Annotated in this window: 21 protein-coding genes and 1 pseudogene; 14 read left to right on the forward strand and 8 right to left on the reverse strand. The window is 39.8% G+C overall.

What is annotated here, in order from left to right; translation table 11 throughout:
* The first annotated feature begins 77 nt into the window (after positions 1 to 77).
* Positions 78 to 302: a hypothetical protein gene (locus tag FTT72_RS04800; RefSeq protein WP_171525918.1), complete on the forward strand. Its 225-nt coding sequence runs from the start codon at positions 78 to 80 to the stop codon at positions 300 to 302.
* Between the two features lie 91 nt (positions 303 to 393).
* On the opposite strand, the gene gloB is transcribed toward FTT72_RS04800, so the two are convergent.
* On the reverse strand, positions 394 to 1125 hold the full coding sequence (gene gloB / locus FTT72_RS04805; protein ID WP_180002990.1) for a hydroxyacylglutathione hydrolase: 732 nt from the start codon (positions 1123 to 1125) through the stop codon (positions 394 to 396).
* 109 nt (positions 1126 to 1234) lie between these two features.
* Positions 1235 to 1843: pseudogene (locus FTT72_RS04810) on the reverse strand (flavin reductase family protein).
* 104 nt (positions 1844 to 1947) lie between these two features.
* Between FTT72_RS04810 and FTT72_RS04815 the strand changes: the two are divergent.
* Together FTT72_RS04815 and FTT72_RS04820 are read left to right on the forward strand one after the other, a co-directional pair.
* Positions 1948 to 2769 carry a PhzF family phenazine biosynthesis protein gene (locus FTT72_RS04815; RefSeq protein WP_180177950.1) on the forward strand — a complete coding sequence of 274 codons (822 nt, stop codon included), beginning with the start codon at positions 1948 to 1950 and terminating at the stop codon, positions 2767 to 2769.
* A gap of 149 nt (positions 2770 to 2918) precedes the next feature.
* Positions 2919 to 5687, forward strand: a complete 2769-nt coding sequence (locus FTT72_RS04820; RefSeq protein ID WP_180177951.1) for a pitrilysin family protein — start codon at positions 2919 to 2921, stop codon at positions 5685 to 5687.
* 81 nt (positions 5688 to 5768) lie between these two features.
* Here FTT72_RS04820 and FTT72_RS04825 read toward each other — a convergent pair whose 3' ends face one another.
* Both FTT72_RS04825 and FTT72_RS04830 read right to left on the reverse strand, forming a co-directional pair.
* On the reverse strand, positions 5769 to 6833 hold the full coding sequence (locus tag FTT72_RS04825) for an amidohydrolase (protein WP_180177952.1): 1065 nt from the start codon (positions 6831 to 6833) through the stop codon (positions 5769 to 5771).
* 172 nt (positions 6834 to 7005) lie between these two features.
* Positions 7006 to 7407, reverse strand: coding sequence for a DUF3144 domain-containing protein (locus FTT72_RS04830; protein WP_180007294.1), 402 nt, complete (start codon positions 7405 to 7407; stop codon positions 7006 to 7008).
* Positions 7408 to 7514: 107 nt separating this feature from the next.
* Here FTT72_RS04830 and FTT72_RS04835 point away from each other — a divergent pair, with 107 nt between their 5' ends.
* The gene (locus FTT72_RS04835) at positions 7515 to 8147 is read left to right on the forward strand and encodes a hypothetical protein (RefSeq protein ID WP_180177953.1); all 633 of its coding nucleotides are present in this window, start codon (positions 7515 to 7517) and stop codon (positions 8145 to 8147) included.
* 446 nt (positions 8148 to 8593) lie between these two features.
* Entirely contained in the window at positions 8594 to 8764 is a 171-nt protein-coding gene (locus FTT72_RS04840; RefSeq protein ID WP_180002979.1) for a hypothetical protein, read from the forward strand.
* Between the two features lie 100 nt (positions 8765 to 8864).
* Here FTT72_RS04840 and FTT72_RS04845 read toward each other — a convergent pair whose 3' ends face one another.
* Together FTT72_RS04845 and FTT72_RS04850 are read right to left on the reverse strand one after the other, a co-directional pair.
* The gene (locus FTT72_RS04845; protein WP_180177954.1) at positions 8865 to 9296 is read right to left on the reverse strand and encodes a hypothetical protein; all 432 of its coding nucleotides are present in this window, start codon (positions 9294 to 9296) and stop codon (positions 8865 to 8867) included.
* A 223-nt stretch (positions 9297 to 9519) separates the two neighbouring features.
* Positions 9520 to 10980, reverse strand: coding sequence for an inorganic triphosphatase (locus FTT72_RS04850; protein WP_180003176.1), 1461 nt, complete (start codon positions 10978 to 10980; stop codon positions 9520 to 9522).
* Between the two features lie 321 nt (positions 10981 to 11301).
* Here FTT72_RS04850 and FTT72_RS04855 point away from each other — a divergent pair, with 321 nt between their 5' ends.
* The 7 genes from FTT72_RS04855 to rapA all read left to right on the forward strand — a co-directional run bounded on the left by FTT72_RS04855 (position 11302) and on the right by rapA (position 19405).
* Positions 11302 to 11685, forward strand: coding sequence for a DUF962 domain-containing protein (locus FTT72_RS04855; RefSeq protein ID WP_180002975.1), 384 nt, complete (start codon positions 11302 to 11304; stop codon positions 11683 to 11685).
* A gap of 595 nt (positions 11686 to 12280) precedes the next feature.
* Positions 12281 to 12901, forward strand: a complete 621-nt coding sequence (gene thiE / locus FTT72_RS04860) for a thiamine phosphate synthase (RefSeq protein ID WP_078188828.1) — start codon at positions 12281 to 12283, stop codon at positions 12899 to 12901.
* Positions 12902 to 12936: 35 nt separating this feature from the next.
* On the forward strand, positions 12937 to 14235 hold the full coding sequence (gene hemL, locus FTT72_RS04865; protein WP_180116630.1) for a glutamate-1-semialdehyde 2,1-aminomutase: 1299 nt from the start codon (positions 12937 to 12939) through the stop codon (positions 14233 to 14235).
* 102 nt (positions 14236 to 14337) lie between these two features.
* Positions 14338 to 14754: a heme-binding protein gene (locus FTT72_RS04870; protein WP_180003797.1), complete on the forward strand. Its 417-nt coding sequence runs from the start codon at positions 14338 to 14340 to the stop codon at positions 14752 to 14754.
* Between the two features lie 189 nt (positions 14755 to 14943).
* Positions 14944 to 15648 (forward strand): phosphopantetheine-binding protein, encoded by a 705-nt coding sequence (locus FTT72_RS04875; RefSeq protein WP_180003798.1) that lies wholly within the window; start codon positions 14944 to 14946, stop codon positions 15646 to 15648.
* A 133-nt stretch (positions 15649 to 15781) separates the two neighbouring features.
* Positions 15782 to 16426 (forward strand): RluA family pseudouridine synthase, encoded by a 645-nt coding sequence (locus FTT72_RS04880; protein WP_180003800.1) that lies wholly within the window; start codon positions 15782 to 15784, stop codon positions 16424 to 16426.
* A gap of 141 nt (positions 16427 to 16567) precedes the next feature.
* The gene (gene rapA / locus FTT72_RS04885) at positions 16568 to 19405 is read left to right on the forward strand and encodes an RNA polymerase-associated protein RapA (RefSeq protein WP_180003802.1); all 2838 of its coding nucleotides are present in this window, start codon (positions 16568 to 16570) and stop codon (positions 19403 to 19405) included.
* A gap of 111 nt (positions 19406 to 19516) precedes the next feature.
* Here rapA and FTT72_RS04890 read toward each other — a convergent pair whose 3' ends face one another.
* Positions 19517 to 19954 (reverse strand): hypothetical protein, encoded by a 438-nt coding sequence (locus FTT72_RS04890; RefSeq protein WP_180054494.1) that lies wholly within the window; start codon positions 19952 to 19954, stop codon positions 19517 to 19519.
* A 512-nt stretch (positions 19955 to 20466) separates the two neighbouring features.
* Here FTT72_RS04890 and FTT72_RS04895 point away from each other — a divergent pair.
* Together FTT72_RS04895 and FTT72_RS04900 are read left to right on the forward strand one after the other, a co-directional pair.
* A complete protein-coding gene (locus FTT72_RS04895; RefSeq protein WP_078193592.1) occupies positions 20467 to 20730 on the forward strand; it encodes a PAAR domain-containing protein in 264 nt (87 codons plus the stop codon).
* A gap of 106 nt (positions 20731 to 20836) precedes the next feature.
* Positions 20837 to 21634, forward strand: coding sequence for an alpha/beta fold hydrolase (locus FTT72_RS04900; protein ID WP_180054492.1), 798 nt, complete (start codon positions 20837 to 20839; stop codon positions 21632 to 21634).
* A 62-nt stretch (positions 21635 to 21696) separates the two neighbouring features.
* On the opposite strand, the gene fabR is transcribed toward FTT72_RS04900, so the two are convergent.
* Positions 21697 to 22371 carry an HTH-type transcriptional repressor FabR gene (gene fabR / locus FTT72_RS04905; RefSeq protein ID WP_372491111.1) on the reverse strand — a complete coding sequence of 225 codons (675 nt, stop codon included), beginning with the start codon at positions 22369 to 22371 and terminating at the stop codon, positions 21697 to 21699.
* Between the last annotated feature and the right edge of the window lies 1 nt (position 22372).

The raw sequence follows: 22372 nt of genomic DNA on the forward strand, positions 1-22372 counted from the left end.
ATACTATGTCCCATCGATATAAATAGATTGAATGCATGCAAAACATTGAGCACGATGTCAAAGCAAAAATTGAACAGATGCAACAAGCGGGGCAGACGCCTATTGCGGTGATGCTTGGACATGAAGATTGGTTGGTCTTTTCGGAGCAATCCAAAGTGGCATATACGCCTTTTGGCAGTGCGCGACGTTATCAGCCTGCATTAGGTGGCTTATTGATGGTGCGTATCGATGAAATGCAAGCGGTTCGAGTTGTGACTCAAGCTGAATTGGACGAATTTGCTGCAAGCAATCAAATTTTATAAATATAAAATGATAAATCGACCCGAAACATTCATCACAAATAAAACAGTTTATTTGTGATGAAATCTAAAATGCTTATAACTCGCAATCCAATTAAAAATTGTCTTTGAGTTCTCTTAAGCGCTGAAACGCTTCAACACTTTCTGCGCGTAAAAATGGATTGGTTTCTAGTTCTAATTCAATGCTGCTTGGCAAAGTACATTGTCCAAGCATGCGTAGGGATTCAACCTCATCAAAACGCTGTTGTATGGCAAGGTTGTCGGGTTCAACATGCCGCGCAAACTGCGCATTCGACAGGGTGTATTCGTGAGTACAATACACTTGAGTTTCTGCAGGGAATGCGGCAATACGGTTCAATGAATCGTACATTTGTTGAAAAGTACCTTCAAATACACGTCCACAGCCCATAGCAAATAATACGTCGCCACAGAAAAGTGTATGAATGTCATCGATAAAATATACGATATGACCGAGGGTGTGGCCGGGCGTTGCTGTTATTTCAACTTCAAGACCATGAAATTCAAAACGGTCATTATGATCGAGAGGATAATTCACCCATGGAATACGGCTCAATTCTGCACGGGGACCGTAAACAGCAATGTTTTTATCCTGAATAAGTTCTGGTACGCCACCGACGTGATCTTTATGCCAATGCGTTAGCCAAATTTGCGTAAGATTGAGTTGATGTTCCTGACAATAGCGCTCGACCAAGGCAGCTTCAGTAGGATCTACTGCAATGACATCATGGCTTTCGGTGTGTTCAAGCAGCCAAATATAATTTTGCAGTGAATTTTTGACATCCAATGTATGTATTTTAAACGTCATATCCATTCATTCAATATTTAAAATTAAGTTAAAGTTAGCATGAAAATGCTCAAAACGGATGATTATTGATTTTCAACCTTAGGTAAACGACAGAGTTCATAGCACTATTTTAGTCTGGTGTCTCGTCTACAGATACGGGATTACCAATGGTATAAAAGTGCCCGCCAGCAACATGGTGTAGGCTTTTCCATTCATCTGCTACTTCATGATAATACCAATGTCCGTTACGGAAGACGCGGTCGTCTGCATAGGCAGCAATGACTTCGCCAATAAACAGATCGTGCGCTTGTTGATTGTGCGGCTCAGGAATAAGTTTGCACAGTAGCCAAGCAGCACAACCTTCAACCACAGGAATATTTGAGTTATTAAATTGAAATAATTCCACGCCACATTGGCGTTATTTTTCTGGCGCATCACGTTGGCTCATCATGCCAAGTGCATAGACCAGTTTGAGTTGTTTCAGTGTCGGTACTTGTAAGGCGAAATAACCTGAATTTTCAATAATCTCACGTGTTTTAGTTGATTTATCCAGTACTACCGTCACTTTTGCAGGATTGAACTCTAAGGCGCATGCCCATGCTGCAGTCATGACACCAGTATGGGTTTGATCCTGAGCAGAGACGAGCACAGTCGGCCCATGATTTAAAAGTCGGTATGATTTTTCTAAAGGAACAGGGTGAATATGCGTTTTCAAAATTGTACCTATATTTAAGTGCATCTAAAACTTAGATGTTTTATTAAAAAGTGTTGTTACATAGCATATAACGCATGAAATATTTTCAAAAGCCTTTAATATAAATCACTAAATCAGGAGTTCTATCAATGAAAATGTATCAAGTGGACGCATTTACCCAAGTGTTATTTAAAGGCAACCCAGCGGCGGTTTTGGTGTTGGATGAATGGTTAGATGAACACTTGATGCAACAGATTGCTTTGGAAAATAATCTGTCTGAAACTGCATTTGTGAAAAAAATCGACAGCAGCAATTATGAAATTCGTTGGTTTACGCCGACCACTGAAGTGGATTTTTGTGGACATGCGACATTGGCCAGCAGTTATGTGCTTTTTGAGTTTTATACTGTAGAAAAAAACATCCAATTTCATGTCAAAAATCTCGGTATTTTTAGCGTAAATAAAGCTGAAGATGGAAAAATTCTGATGAATTTCCCTGTGCGTCGGGCACAGGTCGTGAGCGAATATCCTGAAGAGCTACGTCTAGGGTTGAGTCAACCTTTTAAGCAGGTTTATCTGAATGCGCAGGCGTATATCGTGGAATATGAAACGGCTCAACAGGTTTTGGATGAACAACCGAATTTTGAAATTTTAAAACGACTCGGCAAAATCCGCACCGCAATTACCGCGCCGGGTACGATTACTGATGTTGCAATCACTGCGGCAGCCCAGCAATATGACTGCATTTCACGCTATTTTGCACCGGGTAATGGCATCAATGAAGATCCTGTTACGGGTTCTATTCATACCGGAATCGTGCCTATTTGGGCAGAACTTCTACACAAGCGTCAGATCTTGGCGTATCAAGCATCAAGCCGTGGTGGTGAGTTACATTGTCAAATGCTCGAAAATGACCGTATAGAAATCTCAGGCTATGCTTGTTTATATATGCAGTCTGACATTTATATCTGAACATAAATCAAATACATGCTGTCTCATTCTGCAGCATGTATTTAATAAAAAGTAACTATTAATCCTGAAAAGCTCAGCATAAAATCAAAACCAATCTGATCGACAGCACAGCGCTGATCGATACTAAATATAAAGGACACTTGAATTACATGCGTATTAAACATTTAACGCTTTCATTTTTTTTTGCAGGTTTAAGTACAAGCCTCTTTGCTCAACCTGTATTGGTTAAAACTGAACAAGCCATTGAAGAATATAAATTAGACAACGGTTTTCGTGTGGTTTTGGCGCAAAACGATAAAGAAAGCAAAGTGTTTATGAATACGGTGTATTTCACGGGTTCATTAAATGACCCTGCGGGCAAAGGTGGTTTGGCACATTTGCTTGAACATTTGGCCTTTAAAGGGACTGAAAATGTCAAAGGTGATGAATTTCAGCGTCGCTTAGACCAATTCACGCTGATGACCAATGCCAGTACGGATTATTATTCAACGAAATATACCAATGTGATTCGTCCTGAACAAAGTTCAATCGATCAAGTTTTGCATTTAGAAGCAGAACGGATGGATAAATTGGTACTTCAGGAAAAATTTGTACCGACAGAAATTGATATCGTAAAGCGTGAACGTGAAATTCGTTTAGATCAGCCATTTTCAGTGTTAATCGACCAAGTTTTAAAAGAAGCCTATGGCAATCAATCTTTAGGTCGTTTACCGATAGGTGATTTGAAAGAGCTCCAATCGATTAATATGAACGAATTAAATCAGTTTTATCGTCGTTGGTATGCGCCAAATAATGCAGTGATGGTGATTTCTGGTAAGTTCGATAAAGCGGCAGTATTAAAACAAATTGATCAACAATTTAGCCCAATTGCCGCACGTCAAATTCCTGAACAGGCCAAAGTCCCTAAATTAGATGGAACGAAATTAAAGCAACGCGAATTTACAGTTCATAAGGGCAGTGACTTTGGTAAATTTAATATTTATTTAAATGGTGCAGTCGAACCGATTAAAACTGCTTTGGCGGTATCTCCAACTTTGTATACCTTACAGCCAAGTGGGCATTTGTATCAAAGCATGGTGGAAACAGGGACAGCAACCGCAGTTCAATCGACCACATGGTTAGATAAAGATTTTAATTTGGTGTTTATGGGGGCGATATATGGCCCAAGTCATGATGCAAACAAAGTGGCAACCAGTCTTGCACAAGGTGTGGAGCAAACCAAAGCCTTTAATGACGTCGAGCTAAACCGTGTTAAAAGCCTGACTCGAAATATGGCTGACAATGTCAAAAATAGCGCAACAGCACTTGGCGAGCGTCTTAGTTCTTATACTGTGGCTTATAACGGGGACTGGTCTCAATATTTCCGAGACTTAGATAAAGTACAAAAGCTGAGTGTAAGCGACGTGAATCAAGTGTATAAGGATTTTCTAAAGCCTGAATACCGTGTCACAGGAAATATTCTGCCTACACCTGAAGATCAAAAGAAAGCACAGCAACAAGCAGCGTCGAAACCTGCTGAAACTTTAGATCAGCAAGCGCCTGCAGAAGAGCCATTGAAAGATGCGAGTGTTTATCGAGCTGAAGTGAAGCAATATGTAGCTGAGTCTAAGCAATATCTAAATCAGAAAGAAAAACAGATTCAGCGAGCTAAATTTAAAAACGGCATTCAGTATGCATTGTTTCCAACTAAAACCCGTGATGACAAAACCTATGCCACGATTGCATTGGATTTTGGTACAGCGCAAAGCTTAATGAATAAAGGTGAGTTGCTAGATTTGACAGCTTATCTCATGTTCCGTGCATCTAAAGATCAAAGTTTACAGCAAATTGCCGATAAAATTATTGATGTTGGTGGTGGTGCAACGATCAGTGCAAATGATAATGGCCTGATGATTCAAGTGGTTGCTCGCAAAGAAAAATTTGCTGACTTTTTGCAATATGTTATTGATGTTATTAAAAATCCAGCATTTGAACAGTCACAATTTGATTTAATTAAAGCGCAAAGTTTATCGAGTTTAGATCGACCTTATACAGAGCCGGATACCGTTGCTGCAATGACACTGTCGCGTATTGTCGAGATCTATGAGCCGGGGGATATTCGTTATCACTTCGAACCTGAACTTGCGAAAAAACAAATTGAGTCGGCTACACGTGATCAAGTGCAGCAGTTACATCAAAAATTCTTTAAAACACAGCATGCACAAATTGCGGTAACAGGTGATTTTGATACCAAGCAAATAGAAAAAATTCTGAAAAAAGAATTTGCAGATTGGAAAACCAGCGAACCTTATCAACGCTTAGAGTCTACATTTACAGCGTATCCTGCACAGAAAGTGCATGCATTGTCTGAACAGCGTGAGTTTGGTAGTTACCAAGCCATTATGACTCTACCTGTAGGTGTAGAGCATACCGATTCTCCTGCACTACAAGTATTACGCCACATACTTGGTGATTCACAGTTGTCTTCACGTTTAGCTCAAGAGTTACGTGAAAAGAATGCACTGGTTTATGGTTTTAGTGCAGACATTAATTTTGATGAATGGGTGAATTCAGGTGTACTGAGTATTGATGCAAACTACACTGCGGGTAAATCAGCACAAGTTTCTCAGTCTGTTCATAAAGTGTTGCAAGACTTATTGAAAAATGGCGTGACGGAACAGGAAGTAGAAGCAGCCAAAGCCAGTATTTTGAAAAAGCGTTTAACTGCACTTGAAGATGACCGTCGCATTCATAGCATGTTGATTCCACAGTTAGAAAAAGGTCGTGATTTAAACTATCGTGAAAAGCGTGATCAACGCATTGCTAGTTTGACCAAAGCGGATGTTAATGCTGTCATCAAAAAATATATTCAACCTGAGCGTTTGGTTGAGGTGATGGCTGACCAATATGGTCAAGCTGTAAAATCTACTCAAAAATAAACTTAATAAAAAAATCCTCCATCTGGAGGATTTTTTTTGAGCTGCATTGTATGACTTGATTGTAAGATTATCTTAACGAACTTATAGGCGGTAGAACTGACGGGCATTTCGTTGGAAGACTAAAGTCAGTGCATCATGATCATAACTCGCGACCGCATCTGAAAAGGCGTCAATAATATTCACCAAGGATGCACTCACACTATCCATCGGGAAGTTAGAGCCAAACATCACACGGTATTTCCCAAAGCATTGTAGAGCATGAGAAATAAGCGGAAAGGCGCAATCGAAAATCTCTTGTTTGGATGCAAGGCGTTGTTCTTTATGAAACTGATGACCCAGCACCGGCATGAATAATCCAGACATTTTGGTATAAACATTTGGGCAACTTGCCAGTTCAGCTAAATCATCTTTCCAACGAAACAAGATATTGTCACGTGAAGTTTGGGTTAAGCCTGTATGTGAGCCCACAGGTCCAAAGGCACCGACAGGTGTCCCAAAATGATCCAGAACGATAGATGTTTCAGGGAAAGCACGTGCTAAAGCGGTTAAATCACGAATTTGGTCTGAATAAACCCATGCATCAAAACTTAAATTCATTTGAGCAAGAGCTTCAAAACCTTTCATAAATTTTTTATTGGTATAGAGATGGGGCTCATTGGTCCATGCATGAACTTTTGGGTCTTCATGTACAGCTGCCATTTTTCGTATGCCACGAAAATGTGGGGAAGCTTGTTTATGCATTTTAAGAATTTTCTTAAAACTACTGTCACATGGGTCTGCAGTGCCGACTATGGCGCCAAGTTTAATCTTTTGAGCATTAAAGTCTAAAGATTCAATAAACTTTGTTTCACCAACCACCCCTTTGCCTTTATGGTCATGCCAGCTCGCTTCTACATGTACGATTTGATCGACCAGATAATGTCCTGCATCTTGCTTATAATTTTCAGGCAAATACGGTGTCGTCACATGTTTGGTTAAACCAACTGTGTCAATTAACTCTTGCGGCTTAACTAAGCGCATCATTTTGTCGAGCAAGTAGGGATGTTTACCCAATAATTTCACGGCAAGTGAAGCGGCATGTGGGGTATTGTATGGATCCCATTGATGTATATGTGAATCCACGATGGCAAAATCGAGCGTCTGCATTGCTATCCTTGTCCTTAAAACCATGTCCATTTCTTGCGTATTTCATTGTATTTCCGAATACGCAAGGTACTGAAAATAGTTTGAATGATGAAAATACAACGTTATGACTGAATATTAAATCAAAGCTTTGTGAAAGAGAAGTTGTATAAAAAAAGCCCCGAAGGGCTTTTGATTAATGCTGATGATCGTGGTGGTCATCATGCTTATTTGCATGGAATTCTTCGTTATGACGGAAGCGAAGATAGTTTTCAAACTGTTCGCAATATTCATCATAATTATCTTCAAGCATCATTTGAAATTGTTGAAGAATATAAGACATCACTTGATCTTTGGCATCACGCATTTCTTTGCCATCTTTGAAGCCATTGGCAGCAACCCAAGTATTAAAGCGAGCAGTACCAAATAACATGGCAGCACTCACTTGGCCGCGCATTTCTGCAGGTTTAACTTGAGAACCTTTTTCAACACGACAAAATTCATTGGCTTGTTTAATAAATTCATCCGCACGTTCAAAGAAAGCTGCATTCAACGCTTCTTCTTCGGTTACATCAGTAGCTTCAATCTTTTGAACCATGAATGTGTCCTAGCATAAAAATCTAATGCAGTATTATAGGCAAAGCCTTGCAGAAACTAAACCTTTGACTTAATCTAAAAAATAGCCTAAGTAAAATGGAATGCTTCATGCAAGATGCAATCGCAGTGCAAAGTCTGAAAAGTGATATTGCATTACTTCGACAAAATGTTTGGCCGCCCTCAACCTTAGCCAATGTAGAAGGGCTGCCCATTTATTATGGTACAGCGTCTGAAGTAGCCGAATATTATGCGCAGTGGACTGGCTTAATTGAACGTGCTCAGGACTTATTTCAGCCCTTTATGGAAGATGAAGTCCTCGATGCAGTCCATTTGCCGAGTCATTTGAATCTGCCGCTTTTTTATTTTCATGTGGATCGTATTCGAATCAACAAAACACGGGCGAAAGAATCTAAAACCTTTCGGGGTATTGCCAGCTTAGTTGAAAAATGTGGGCAGTTTGAAGCTGATCAAATTCAAGCGATGCGACTATGGCTGGACAGCGATGACACGGCAGCTTTAGTCGCACACCGTGAATTTATTGACCTCAGAACCTATGTATTTCAACATGGGCAAAGTGATTATACCCGTACCCGTTTTTATGTGAATGGCATTGTACTCAGTGTCGAAAACGACTTTAAATTGGTGGATGCCCGTGACAAACCACGTAAAGCCCGTAGTGATAGCTATAGTGACCCTTTAGCAGATAACAATACGTGGAAAATCTTTGGGAAATATCGTTAATTAATAAATATCGTTAATTACTGATGTTACGCAGTAACATCAGAAGCGCCATTTGATTCAAATAAAAGAGCGATACGCGGCAACGTCATCCGCAAGTGTTTGAGACAGAACTACATCTATTTAAAGATGTTTTTGCGATACTTTGAATAAGTAGACGCTAGTGAACGAGTTTTGCGGATGACAATGGTTTTGGGTACTTTTGCCGAATGAGAAACAACGTTTCGTAAGAGTACCTCCAGCCGAAGGCTAATCCCTTTATTTAAACCCTAGATGTAAGACTCCGTCGAATAGACTTAAAAATCATTTTAAAAATGCGTAATTACTTTTACGTGCGTAACATCAGTTAATTAAATATGTTGACGATATTACTTAGAACGTGAATTTAGTTCGCTGCACAAGGATGCTTTGGATTATGTAATCCACGCCCTAATGTGAAAATAGCCACTATGGCAAATGCCGAAATTGAAAGTTTGGCTCATGCAGAGCAATTGACTGATTTTTATATGACCTTATTGCAAGGGATGACGATACAAGCACGTGATGGTATGGCCTTGACACAATTACAACGCATGGTGAGTAATGCCATGAAATCATGGGGGTTATTAGCACAAGGTTAAATCAGTATGGATTATGAATTAAACCCCCAATAGCAGTGTAGCCTTAAGGCAATTTTCTTAGTTTTTTTGAATGATTGATATGCAAATACTATATTGAAGTTTATTTGCAGGGATGAATTTTAATGTCGCCCAATTCCATCACACTGATATAACCGTCAACCGCAATTAAATTATCGCTTTGACTCGATAGAGTTAGACATTCTCCGGACTTGACGCTAGATAGTAACTGACCTTGTTGCGGATTCAAGTTCATACTGTAAATACTCAGTGTGCCAGCATCGGTTTTGATTTGGTAAGACTCATCACCATAGTCCTCATTATTATTGCGCAGGACTTTAAAGGTTCGTCGTGTCTGATCAAAGTTTTGAGTTGGAGAAAGCGGCTTTTCGACTTGTAAGGATGCCGTGCGCCTTAATTCGGTGCTTTGCACAGGCTTATGTTGTTCACTACAAGCACTTAGTAATGGGAAAAGGATAAATATAAGTGAAAATGAAAATAGGGGATAAATTACAGGTATGTGACTATTCAACATAAAACCACCCTGAATCTAATTTTTCAGATAGCTTATTTTAAAAGTTTTTATCCAGAAAACAAAAATAATAGCTTCTCAAAATATTTCAATGTAACTGAGTCAAACTAAGGAATTGATGAATTGAAAATAGCCGAATTCGAATCTGAATGTCCAATAAATGAATATCTATATAATAATGTGGGACGCAAATAAAAAGGGAGACTCATTCAATCTCCCTTAGGTTTTATTTAATAAGTTTTCGGCTGACAAGGAATTGTTCTGTCGCTTCTAAAAGTTTATCTGCATAAACCTCTTGCTTTGCAGTCAACCAACCGAGAACAAACCAATCGCTAGCTTCCAGCTCTGTTTGCTGAATATACTGTGCAGAAGAGGAAAGGACTTGGTATTCCTGTGCCGCAACTTGTGCATCATTGAGTGCTTTACTGTATTTCTGCAAATTTTTTACATCATAAATAGACGTCAAAATTGGGAAGCTAAATTTAAGCTCTTGTATGCGCTGAGAAAGCACATCTAAGCTTTCAAAATTGTTAATGTCGGCATCATTTAAAGCCTCTTGCAGGGCTTTATATTGGTTTTGAAGGGTAGTTTGAGCATACCATTTAAAATCATGTTGTTGCGGTGCTTCATCGACTTTCAAACTAAACATTAAAAGCTCAAGATAATGATGCACATTTTGAGTCGATTTAACCAAATTGCCTAACTTCTCTTTGGCATACAAAATATCTTTGGTTAAATTTTCTGAGGTCGTTGGGTTTTGTAAAAAGCCACCCAAGGTATTTTGCATGTGCTCAAAATGGTGTAATTGTTCAAACTGCTGTTTAAATGCGCCCAATTGCACAGCCCATTTTTCAACGATATCGCTGTTCCAATCTTTAAACAGCGAAATGGTTAATTGTAAATGATGGAGTGCTTTTTGAGCTTGTGTAATGTGCTCGGCCTGAGCAACACCTGCAGAAATTGCGGCAATATTAGGCAGAAGGTGCTGCATTTCCTGTGCAATTAAAAGTCGTAAGTTTTTTGCGGCAGTGTCTTTTTTACTGAGTTGAAATTCTTTAGCCTCAACTGCTGGACTCACAGTTTGATTCAATGCCAGCAAATTTCCAATTTCAGCTTTACTACGAACATCTAACCACAAATGGTACTTTTTAACCCATTCAAAACTAAAGGCAAGGAGTGATTGAATAGAGCCACTTTTAAGTTCAAATTCAACTTCGTGAACCTCTGTTTCTGTATTGTTGCTACGGATACAGCCGATATCTAAGCTAACTTCGATCTTGGCATCTTCAAACTCTATGACGCGATAAGTTCTCAGAATCTCAGTTTCAAACTGAAGTTGTAGCGAATCTTGCTGATCACCTAAAGTGGTTTTTAAAACCGACTGAACTTCAGCTTCATTGCTATAAACAGATAAATCTAGGGCAGGGGCTTGTTCAAGTTCACCCAAATCTAAATTATGTTCAAACCGTTCAATGTGACTTTTACCAGCAGCTTTCAAGGTTTGAATCCAGCGCGTTCCTTCTAAACGTTGACGCAAGGCTGCATGCTGCTGGGCCATTTGTCGATCTGGGGTATCAAAATATTTAGCTTTAAGTTGAATTTGTTCCGATTTTTTTGGATCGAGTGCTTTTAATAATGCAGTTCGACGTGCTTCTGGAATCTGGAACTTTAATTCAACTTCAACCATGGTTTTCTGTCCTGATGTCACAACTTCATGATCTGGCATGAAGCGATCTTTAAATTTTTATAAAAATGAAAAACTAAAATGTGCGTAAATTTTCTATGAGTTAAACGCGTATCGATTGTAGCGAAAAACAGTTGAGAAGTAAGACTTGACGGATTTGAAAACTCTGCTTTTGGACGAAGAAAAGTTTTAAAAGATGGATATTCCATCAATTGTATAATTCACAATGGTTCGACTTTCATGGGATCAAAATAAAATTTTACGCCTTTAATGCGGACGAATTTTAAGCTATGTTGATTAAAATAAGTTCAGGATGAGCACAACATGAATTCACAAGTACAACCCGAGTTTAATCGAGATTTAAAGCCCGAATTTCAGTTGCCTATTCGTGACTACTCGCAATTTTATCGATTTTATTTGACTGAACATCGAAATATCATGAGCCGACGTTTACATGCCACAGGCAGCAGTATAGGACTCTATTTCTTCACGAAAGCAATTTTAAAAAAACAACCAAAGTATTTTGCTTATGGTCTGGTTTCAGGCTATGCCTGTGCATGGGTCGGACATTTTTTCTTTGAAAAAAATAAGCCGGCAAGTTTCAAGCAGCCTTTATACAGCTTTATTTCCGATTGGCGCATGCTGTCTGATATTGTGAAGGGGAACTTAAGCTTAAAAGACCGTAATTTAGATAAGATTGATAGTTAATTATTTATTAATCAAACGTTTAATTTATATTGATTTTGGTGTAGTTTTTTGAGTAAATGACTTGTAAGTTTAGAGTGATTAGTCTAATAATGTTCATATTGTTTATTCACTGTTTATCTGAAAGATAAATAGACGATAAACCCCAGTTTTCCAAGCCTAGAGTGACCTTCTCTAGGCTTTTTTTATGGCCTTAGAAAAGGTCTATTGTTTGAAAGATTTAACCACAAAAATGTTCACAAAAAAAATAGGCTAGACTTTTTGATGCTCTGAACGCTCCCCAAAACGTTTCTTACCAAGCACCAAAAAGTCTAATAGGTTACTCATTATTATTTTTATAAAGTGTTGTGTTTTTATGCGCTGCGTTTTGTGTTCTTCTGTTGCAGTATTAAATAATTTGTATCAGTTTTGTTCTATACCTGAAAATAGGTATTTTTTGCCATTTTCTACAGAAAATTCAATTAAACATTTATATAAGCAGTCCTGTGAAAAGGAATATAACTTTCTCAGCGGCAAAGCATTAAAATTTTATGCCCCAAGCAACATTTCATAGACCTAATCGTTATAATATTCAAAAGTTTTAAGTTGTGATTGAACTATGCGTGGTTTATACCTCATTACCAATGATGATCCTATCGAATTGCTTTTAGCCAAACTCGAAGGCGCGATGGCAACTTATGAAGTTGCTGTTTTGCAATATCGCCGTAAAAAAGTGGCAAAGGAAGATCAGGCTTATGAAATTGAATACATGAAAAATATGTGTAATCAATACAAAGTGCCTTTTGTTATTAATGACGATTTAGAAACTGCAGTTCAATATGGTGTGGGTGTACATTTAGGGCAAGATGACGGTTCAATTGCTGAAGCTGTAGCACGTTTACCTAAAAATGTTTTGATCGGTCGAAGCTGTAATAATTCTTTAGAACTGGCTGAGCAGGCGATTGCAGACGGTGCAAACTATGTGGCTTTTGGCGCCATTTTTGCGACTGAAACTAAGCCTGAAGCAGGCAATATTGGCTTAGAAACGCTAAAACAAGCCAAAGCGAAACTAAATGTACCTATTTGTGCAATTGGTGGTTTAACTGTAGAAAATTCTGCTGAAGTGATTGAAGCGGGTGCTGATCTTTGTGCTGTGATTAGTGATGTATTAGGTCGTTCAATGTCTGCTGTCAGCAGTCGTGTTTATGAATGGTCTGAGCTTTTTGCTGAACAAGCTTAATTTTATTTTTTAGATTGAATAAGTAGAGAATTTTTATGAGCTTATCTGCTAAGCAAGAACAATTATTTAAACAAGCCAGCAAGCATATTCCTGGCGGCGTAAACTCTCCTGTACGCGCATTTAATGGTGTAGGCGGTACACCGGTATTTATCGAAAAAGCGCAAGGCGCATATCTCTATGACGTAGACGGAAAACGCTATGTCGACTATGTCGGCTCTTGGGGCCCAATGATTTTAGGTCATGCGCAGCCCGACATTATTAAAGCGGTTCAAGAAGCGGCTGTTGATGGTTTAAGTTTTGGTGCGCCAACCGTTCATGAAACGACTTTGGCGGATATTATTTGCGAAATTATGCCGTCTATTGAATTGGTTCGTATGACCAACTCAGGGACTGAAGCGACTATGACCGCCATCCGTCTTGCTCGTGGCTACACCGGCCGTGACAAGATTGTAAAATTCGAAGGCTGCTACCATGGCCATTCAGATTCGCTTTTAGTGAAAGCGGGTTCTGGCCTACTTACTAAAGGTGAGGGTGAAGCGACTTCTGCAGGTGTTCCAGCTGATTTCGCTAAACATACCTTAACACTGCCGTATAACGATATTGCGATGCTTAAAGAATGCTTTGCAAAATTCGGTTCAGAAATTGCAGGTGTAATTGTCGAGCCAGTTGCAGGCAACATGAACTTGGTGAAACCTATAGAGGGTTTCTTGCAAGCAATTCGCGATGTGTGTGATGAGCATGGTTCGGTCTTTATCATTGATGAAGTAATGACAGGTTTCCGTGTCGGTCTTGGCGGTGCGCAAGCACATTATGGCGTAACACCTGATTTAACCACGTTGGGTAAAATTATTGGTGCTGGCCTGCCAGTTGGCGCATTTGGGGGTAAACGCGAAGTGATGGAATGCATTGCACCACTGGGCAAGGTCTATCAAGCAGGTACATTGTCTGGTAACCCATTGGCTATGCGTGCCGGTATTGAGATGTTTAAACATTTGCGTCAGCCGGGCTTCTATGAAACTTTGACTGAAAAATTGGCAGGTTTGCTTGCTGGTTTACAGGCAGCTGCAGACGAAGCGGGCATTCCGTTCTTTACGCAGCAAGTGGGCGGCATGTTCGGTATTTATTTCACTGATCAAACTGAAATCACCGGTTTTGATTCAATTCTGAAATGTGATGTAGATGCTTTCCGTACTTTCTTCCACGGTATGTTACAGCGCGGTGTAAACTTAGCACCTTCAGCATTTGAAGCAGGTTTCTTCTCAAGCGCGCATAGCGATGAAGATATTGCATTTACCATTGAAATGGCGAAAGAAGTTTTTGCTGAAATGAAGTAATTTTCATTTAAATCGGTAAATTCTGCTTTAGAATAAAGCCCGCAGCCTGCTGTGGGCTTTTTTGTTGTTATAAGTTCAGTTTTTTAAGAAAAGGATTTTTAAATGAAAACCAAGCATTATTTAACTTTAGCAGATGCAGAATTTTTACTAAACACAGCACATACTTATGCAGTAGAAAATGGTTTTAATGTCAGCATTGCGGTAATGGATGATACAGGCAATTTATTGGCGATGAAACGAATGGATGGTGCATCGCCAATGACAGCAAATCTATGCTTAGAAAAAGCCAAATGTTCAGCCATTAGCCGTCGTCCTTCAAAGTTATTTGAAGACATCATCAAAAGTGGTCAGATGGGTTTTCTGACCATGGATACCTTTTCAGGCATGCTGGAAGGCGGTGAGCCGATTATGTACGAAGGGCAATTGGTGGGTGCAATGGGCGTGTCTGGGGTAAAGTCATTTCAGGATGCAGAAATTGCACAGCAGGCGATTGAGAAGTTTTTGATGCAAGCAGGATGATTGTTTTAGTTTAACTAAATTGAATTTTAGCAATTTATCGGCTTTGTTGCACAAAGATTTCATAACTATATGATTTTAAAGGTTTTGATTATTTTTTGATCCAAAATTAAATTTATTTAAATCAGATGCTTACATATTTATGCAACAAAGCCTATCCATAGAATCGTTAAATATTTTTTAGAGCCTCCCATGCTTTATCCCATGCCTAAAAAAATCCAATTTTCACCATCTCAAGCAAAATGGCAGCTGTCTTCAACACAGTCAGTATTGGTATTAGCAGGACTGCAAAATCTACGCATGCAGCAGGGTATACAGGATACGCAGCTGATGGAAAATATTATCCAGCTGACCAATAAAGCCAAAGCCTTAGAGATTCCTATTGTCGATTTATATGGTGATGATTTACTTCAAGGCATGCCGCAGCTCGGTGAATATGCAACAACACACCCGCAGCTCATCTTTGCAGGGCAAATCACGCCTATGCTGAAACAGATCTTGCCGCATCTATATAGCGTAACAGAGCAAATCTGTATCGTTGATGATGCGATTGCGATGAATAATCAGGAGCAGCATATTCAGTGGGTGGACTCCATGTCAGGCCAAGGGATTCATCACATGAGTAGTTATAATTTGATGCGGCTTTGGAATCTGTCAGCACCAACTGAATTCGTCTTGTCAGCCAAAGGCATATTATTGGCTATCGCAGAACAGCTAGATATGGAGGCATTGGAAATAGATCCCTTATTGGATTTACGCAGTTATGGACTAGATTCCGTTGCCATGGTCAGCTTAATTGGGTTGTGGCGTGCCAATGGTGCTAACATCCGTTATGAAGACTTTTTAGATGATGCAAGTCTAAAAGCATTGCTAGAAAAATTGCTCAGTACAGACTAAACAAAGCCAATTGGAATTATTTTTGTTCTAAATCGGAAAATACGTCGGGAAATATGCCTTTGTGCATTGTAATTGTTGGCTAAGCTTTTTATTATTGCCGCCTTGTTTTTCGAGATCAGAACTGGATTGAACTTTGAGTAATTTTCTAACCGAACACCTGATACATCGTGACACTGACTTTATGGTGATCCATAAACCAGCAGGTTTACTCACAGTTCCGGGAAAAACAGCAGATTTACAAGACTGTGTTATCAATCGATTATTAAAAATTGAACCGAATACCTTGCTCATCCATCGTTTGGATCGTGATACCTCAGGTATTTTGGTTTTTGCATTAACCCGTCAAGGGCAAAATCGAATTTCACGCCAGTTCCAAGAACGTCAAACTTCAAAAACATATCAGGCATTGGTTGCGGGTACGCTCGAAGGTGAAGGTACTGTCGATGTACCGGTCATATATGACCCAGAACATCCGCCACTGCATATTGCCGATCCTGCACACAATAAGCCTGCGCTTACGCATTGGAAAGCCACTGAACATTTTGAGATTCAGGGGCAAGCCGTAACACGTGTAGTGTTAACGCCTATTACCGGTCGATCACATCAGCTTCGTGTTCATATGCAATATTTAGGTCATCCTATTGTAGGTGATACTTTGTATGCAACACCTGAGCAACAGCAGCTGATGCCGCGCTTATGTTTACATGCTGAGCGCTTGAGTTTTAACCATCCTGAAACTGAGCAAACAGTGGAATTTCACTGTCCCGTACCATTTTAGGAAAATCATTTAAATCCCTAAGAATTCTGCTCACTATTTAGTGGGCTTTATGTCAAAATATATTGCTTTATGGTCTAGATTTTTGCTCAAATAACGTTCACAGTTTGAGCATAATATTTTCAGACCGAACTTGAGAAAAAGGTGGAAAAATTGCAGCAGTTTGCTATTGGTCAACGTTGGTTATCAGATACAGAAACGGAACTGGGTTTAGGTGTTCTTATTGATGTTGATGAGCGATCGGTCAGCATTTTATTCCCGAAAAGTGATGAAACTCGTGTCTATGCCCGTCACAATGCACCTTTATCTCGTATTGTTTTCAATGTAAATGACGAAGTCCAAGACCAAGAAGGTCAAATTTGGACTGTTGAATCTCTTGAAGACCGTGGTGGTGTGGTTCGTTATAACGCGGTACGTAAACTTGCCGATGGCACAGAAGAGCGTAAAGCACTGAATGAAACACGTATTGGTGCAAGTATTCAGTTAGCAAAACCATTAGATCGTTTGCTTGCAAGCCAAGTGGACTATAAAGAATGGTATGACCTGCGTATCGAAGCACTGCTTCTTCAAGCCAATATGAAGTCTAGCCCTCTACGTGGCTTGGTAGGTTCACGTGTGGGTCTCATTCCACACCAACTGTATATTGCGCATGAAGTGGGTAAACGTTTTGCTCCACGTGTATTACTTGCTGACGAAGTTGGTCTGGGTAAAACCATCGAAGCCGGTCTGATCATTCATCAGCAACTCAAAACGGGTCGTTCAGAACGTATCTTGGTCTTAGTACCTGATTCATTGCAATATCAATGGATGATTGAAATGCGTCGTCGTTTCAATCTTGAGTTCTCATTATTTGACTTGACGCGTACAGCTTCGATTAAAGAACACGATCCAGACCTCAACCCATTCTTAACTGAACAATGCATCATTGCGAGTGTCGATTTGATGATCGACCATGATGACTTGCGTGAACAAGCGCTTGAAGCTGGTTTTGATTTGCTCGTGGTCGATGAAGCCCATCATTTAATGTGGTCAGAAGAAGAAGGCGGCAATGACCGTTATGACCTTGTTGAAGAACTTGCTGAAAAAACTCCGGGTGTCTTGTTATTAACCGCAACACCTGAACAATTAGGTGTGGAAAGTCACTTTGCTCGTTTACGTCTACTTGATCCACAACGTTTTAGTTCGCTTGATCGTTTCTTGGATGAAGAAGAGCAGTATCACCAAACAGCTAAAATTGCTGAAGTGCTTATGTCTGATCTCCCACTCGAAGAAGGGCATTTGGCAGCGATTGAAAGCCTATTAGGTCATCGAATTACTGACGAGCCAGAACAACGCTTCCGTGCCATTCACGAATTATTAGACCGTCATGGTACTGGTCGTATTTTATTCCGTAATACCCGTGAAGCGATTCAAGGCTTCCCAGGTCGTGACTGTCAGCCTGCACCATTACCTGCACCAGAAAACTGGTCTAAAGATGGCAAACTACGTGAACAAATGTGGCCTGAAGAAGCGCAGCTTGATGGCTCGTGGATGGAAACCGACCCACGTGTGATGTGGTTGATGGAACGTCTGCGTACAGATCTGAAACACAAAAAAGTGTTATTGATTGCACGTAGTGGTCCAGTGGTTGAGTCTTTAGAAAATGTACTTCGTTTGCATGCGGGTATTCGTACAGCGATGTTCCATGAAGGCATGAGCTTATTAGAGCGTGACCAAGCAGCAGCTTACTTTGCTGAAGAGTCATACGGTGCGCAAATTTTACTATGTTCAGAAATTGGTTCTGAAGGTCGTAACTTCCAGTTTGCATCGGACTTAGTTTTGTTTGACTTGCCTGCAAACCCAGATGTACTTGAACAACGTATTGGTCGTTTAGACCGTATTGGTCAAGAAAATCGTATTCAAATTCATGTGCCTTATCTGGTTGGTACTGCTCAAGAGCGTATGTTCCGTTGGTATAACGAAGCATTAAATATTTTCTGTAATATCTCGCCGACTGCGCAAACCTTACAAGAAAACTTCATCGTCAATCTGAAAGATTGTTTGTTGGCAGATAAAGGCCAAGAGTTTGAAGATCTGCTCGAAGCGGTGAGTGTACAACGTGAAGCGCTTGAAGCTGAACTTCAAGAAGGTCGTGACCGTTTACTTGAATACAACTCTTGCCGTCCAATCGTGGCACAAGAAATTGTGACTGCACTTGAAGATTATGATGACAACACGACTTTGCCAATGTTTATGAAACGCTTTATGGCGTCTACAAACATTGATTTTGATGAGCAAAGTAATGGTACCGTGATCATCAAGCCAACGGATCAAATGCAAGTTCAAGGTCTGACTTTGGACGAAGAAGGTATGACGGCGACGTTCTATCGTGACCAAGCACAGATCCGTGAAGATGCTCAATATTTAACACTTGAGCATCCATTCACTGAAAGTGTGATGGAAATGATTAATACGCAAGGCTTTGGTAGTACCAACGTTGCTGTATTGAAATCGGCCGCTTTACCGCAAGGTTCTGTGTTAATGGAAGTGTGGTTTAAAGTCGATGTCGTTGCACCGAAAGCATTGAATTTGCCGTCAAGTTTGCCACAACAGTTGGTTCGTGTATTACTGAGCGAAAAAGGTCAGGATTTATCGCAAAAAATTGCACCTGAAATTTTACGTCCTTATTTACATCATCTTGATGGCAACAGTTGCCGCCAAGTGGTTAAGGCGCGTCGTGATGTCATTGAACAGCGTTATACGCAAGCGCTTGAAATTGCTCGTGGTGCATTACCGGGCTTTAAACAACAAGCCAAAGAAATCTACGGTAGCAAATGGCAATATGAAATTGACCGTTTAACTTATTTGAAGCAGTTCAACCCAAGTATTCGTGAAGACGAAATTGCACGTTTACAAAAACTGCAAAAAGAAGGTTTAACGCTGCTTGATGGTCTGGCGGTTACACCAGAAGCGATTCAAATTATGGTAGTGGTTAAGCCATAATTTTAAATTCTCAAAAAAGCACCTTCGGGTGCTTTTTTTATAGCTATATTTATAACTACAAAATCAATCACGACAGATTTAAGCTAAGTCTAGGTTTTGTATTGTTTATTTTTAATCTAAATTGTCGACATCGGCATAAAAAAAGTAACTATTCTTCAGCAATTCTACAGCTTGATCAAAATCTTCATGTTCATCCAACATATAAAATATGCCATCGAGCTTTGTATAGTCCGGATGATTTTTTGCTAACTGAATTTGGATCGTACTTCGTTCTGCTTGGCTGCGTGTTGCATAATGAGCAGTAAGTAAATCAAAATTGATGTCATTACATAGCGGCTGTTTTAAGGCAATGGCACCGCAATAATCATGTATTTCAGGTAATAAACGTAAGACTAAATCAGCTTCTTTGCTTGCCGCCACGATCAGCTCTGGGTCTGCGGTCTTACACAAGGCCAGTATTTCTGTTAATAGGGTTGTTTCATCCAGTGTATGGTCTAACACGATGACTTTTTGCGGTTGAGTTAAATCAAAGTCATTTATTAAAATCATAAAACCTCCTGAAAATAGAATGGTTATGCTTTATTTATCGGCGCTATAAAATGAAATGGTGCTATTTATCGAATCTAAAATTTTCTAAAAATGGTTTTGAATAATGTGTTCAATCTATGAACGATCTAAAGTTAATCATGGTGTAGAAACACACCTTGTTCTGATTCGAAGCTCAGTTAAATACTGAAATTGTAAAATAGGGCGCTATGCTTCATGCTCATTGCTAGACCCAATATACATGCTTTGATTAGTAAAAGAATCGGCATCGCGACATAAACTGTCGTTGTTGGTGTCGATTGAATTATGAAAGTGAAATTATTAAATGTATTCGGACATATAGCGATAGCATCATACTTAAATGATTGATCACGAACTGTCTTAATGTCGTGTTTTGATGATTTAGTTAAGTAAAGTTTTGGCTTGGTTAAATTTATACGTCGATGCTGGCGAGTTGAGGGCAGTTCCGTTAAAATGCTTCAAATTTCAGCGGTTCGTTAGAAGAAAATAAAAATATGAAATCCTTAATTACTTTAGGTAGTAAAACGTCACACGGTGGTGTGGTTTCAGAATGTGAACCTTCATTTGTGATTAATGGTATTGCGGTGCATTTAAACGGCATGAAACATTATTGCCCGAAATGTAATTCGACTGTGGCTGCGATCGCGGCAGATCAAAGTACAACGGTAAAGGGGCGAGGTGTTGTGGTTGCTGGAGATAAAACCACTTGTGGCGCAACATTTTTACCGAATCAATCAATGGTCGGTTCACAAAAATAATCTGCAAACTGACTTTGAGGTCATCTAGATAAACTCATTGAGTCCTGTTTAAATCGTATTGATCTCTTTATGATGTGGCATCATCAGTTGATTGGATGAGTTTTAGATGAAAAGCGCGATCCATTTTACCCATGCCAATGGTATTCCTGCTGCAAGTTATCGAAAGTTTTTATCCTACTTTGCACCGCAATTTGATGTGAAGGTGATTCCGCTTATTGGTATGGATGAGCGCTATCCGATCACCAAAGATTGGCGATATTTGGTCGATCAAGTCATAGCAGATATCGAGCACCAATTTCCAAAACAAAAAGTGATTGGGCTTGGGCATTCTTTTGGCTCTTTAGTCACCCTGATGGCGGCTTATAAACGTCCAGATTTGTTTTCACAACTGATTATTATGGATCCACCTTTCGTAATCGGTCCTAAGTCTGCCATTTTTGAAGGTATGCAAAAATTAAAGCTCAAAGCTGTCGATAAACTTACCCCGGCGGCAATTACATTGAAGCGTAATGACCATTGGCCAAATTTGGATGAAGCCTATACGGCACTACGGAATAATCGTTTATTTAAAAGTTTTGATCCGCAATGTTTTGAGGATTATTTTGCACAAGGTGTTCGCGCTGATGAAAAACGCGGTGGCGTGACCCTCAGCATTCCAAAAGCCGTGGAAGCGCAAATCTTCCGTACAGTGCCTGCATGGTGGTGGCGTACTCCACGAAAAGCCCCTCAAATGCCTGTACACCTGATCACGGCAGATAACAGCCATTTTTATAAACAAGGTTTGCCTGACGGAATGAAGAAAACCTATGGTATAGATTATAGTGTGGTTGATGGTGGGCACATGTTTCCACTTGAGCAGCCGAAACAGACAGCGCTACACGTCATGCAGTACTTACAGCATTAGAAAAATAAATTTTGCTCATAAAAAAGGAGACCTGAACGTCTCCTTTTTTTGACCGCTAATTTTTAGCGAATCTGTGCTTCATCTAAATGGCGAGCGCCTTCCAGGATCATACGAATCATAATCATGGTTTGTTCGGCAACTTCTTTGCGTTGTTCTGTCGGTAGATCAATGACTTTTGCACCCATGTTAAACACCAATTGGGTAATACCACGTGCCACGATGTCAGGATGAGCCAACTTACTCTGATTTAAACGTTCTAGGACGATTAAATCTTCTCTTAATTCTTGTTGGAAATAGTTAAGTTGACGCTCAACTGCATTTTTATAGGAATGCGAACCAGTATAGCCTTCACGAAGCAACAGGCTTAAGTTGCCTTCATCGGCATCTAGCTGCTGAATAAATACTTCAACTGAACTACGAATAATACTGCTTTGGCGTGATGCCTGAAGGCGTGCTTCATGCAAAATTTGACGTAACACACCGCCAGCTCGATCAATCAACTCAATGGCTAATTCATCAATATCTTTGAAGTGACGATAAAAACTATTTGGAGCAATGCCAGCTTCACGTGCAACTTCACGCAAACTCAGTGATGAAATACTTTTTTGTGGACCAATTAAATTAAGCGCTGCCTGAAACAGTTCTTCCTTGGTAATCGTTGCTTTACGGCCTACAGTGCGAACTGCAAGTGGAGTTTCAGCTTCAGAATGTAATTCTTCCTGGTACATGTTAACCATA

The sequence above is a fragment of the Acinetobacter sp. YH01005 genome (genome assembly GCF_013420465.1).
Lineage (GTDB): Bacteria > Pseudomonadota > Gammaproteobacteria > Pseudomonadales > Moraxellaceae > Acinetobacter > Acinetobacter amyesii.

Bases quoted from the DNA above. Each gene is read 5' to 3' on its own strand.
- FTT72_RS04800 (WP_171525918.1), top strand. From the start codon at position 78: ATGCAACAAGCGGGGCAGACGCCTATTGCGGTGATGCTTGGACATGAA.
- gloB (WP_180002990.1), bottom strand. From the start codon at position 1,125: ATGACGTTTAAAATACATACATTGGATGTCAAAAATTCACTGCAAAAT.
- FTT72_RS04815 (WP_180177950.1), top strand. From the start codon at position 1,948: ATGAAAATGTATCAAGTGGACGCATTTACCCAAGTGTTATTTAAAGGC.
- FTT72_RS04820 (WP_180177951.1), top strand. From the start codon at position 2,919: ATGCGTATTAAACATTTAACGCTTTCATTTTTTTTTGCAGGTTTAAGT.
- FTT72_RS04825 (WP_180177952.1), bottom strand. From the start codon at position 6,833: ATGCAGACGCTCGATTTTGCCATCGTGGATTCACATATACATCAATGG.
- FTT72_RS04830 (WP_180007294.1), bottom strand. From the start codon at position 7,407: ATGGTTCAAAAGATTGAAGCTACTGATGTAACCGAAGAAGAAGCGTTG.
- FTT72_RS04835 (WP_180177953.1), top strand. From the start codon at position 7,515: ATGCAAGATGCAATCGCAGTGCAAAGTCTGAAAAGTGATATTGCATTA.
- FTT72_RS04840 (WP_180002979.1), top strand. From the start codon at position 8,594: ATGGCAAATGCCGAAATTGAAAGTTTGGCTCATGCAGAGCAATTGACT.
- FTT72_RS04845 (WP_180177954.1), bottom strand. From the start codon at position 9,296: ATGTTGAATAGTCACATACCTGTAATTTATCCCCTATTTTCATTTTCA.
- FTT72_RS04850 (WP_180003176.1), bottom strand. From the start codon at position 10,980: ATGGTTGAAGTTGAATTAAAGTTCCAGATTCCAGAAGCACGTCGAACT.
- FTT72_RS04855 (WP_180002975.1), top strand. From the start codon at position 11,302: ATGAATTCACAAGTACAACCCGAGTTTAATCGAGATTTAAAGCCCGAA.
- thiE (WP_078188828.1), top strand. From the start codon at position 12,281: ATGCGTGGTTTATACCTCATTACCAATGATGATCCTATCGAATTGCTT.
- hemL (WP_180116630.1), top strand. From the start codon at position 12,937: ATGAGCTTATCTGCTAAGCAAGAACAATTATTTAAACAAGCCAGCAAG.
- FTT72_RS04870 (WP_180003797.1), top strand. From the start codon at position 14,338: ATGAAAACCAAGCATTATTTAACTTTAGCAGATGCAGAATTTTTACTA.
- FTT72_RS04875 (WP_180003798.1), top strand. From the start codon at position 14,944: ATGCTTTATCCCATGCCTAAAAAAATCCAATTTTCACCATCTCAAGCA.
- FTT72_RS04890 (WP_180054494.1), bottom strand. From the start codon at position 19,954: ATGATTTTAATAAATGACTTTGATTTAACTCAACCGCAAAAAGTCATC.
- FTT72_RS04895 (WP_078193592.1), top strand. From the start codon at position 20,467: ATGAAATCCTTAATTACTTTAGGTAGTAAAACGTCACACGGTGGTGTG.
- FTT72_RS04900 (WP_180054492.1), top strand. From the start codon at position 20,837: ATGAAAAGCGCGATCCATTTTACCCATGCCAATGGTATTCCTGCTGCA.
- fabR (WP_372491111.1), bottom strand. From the start codon at position 22,371: ATGGTTAACATGTACCAGGAAGAATTACATTCTGAAGCTGAAACTCCA.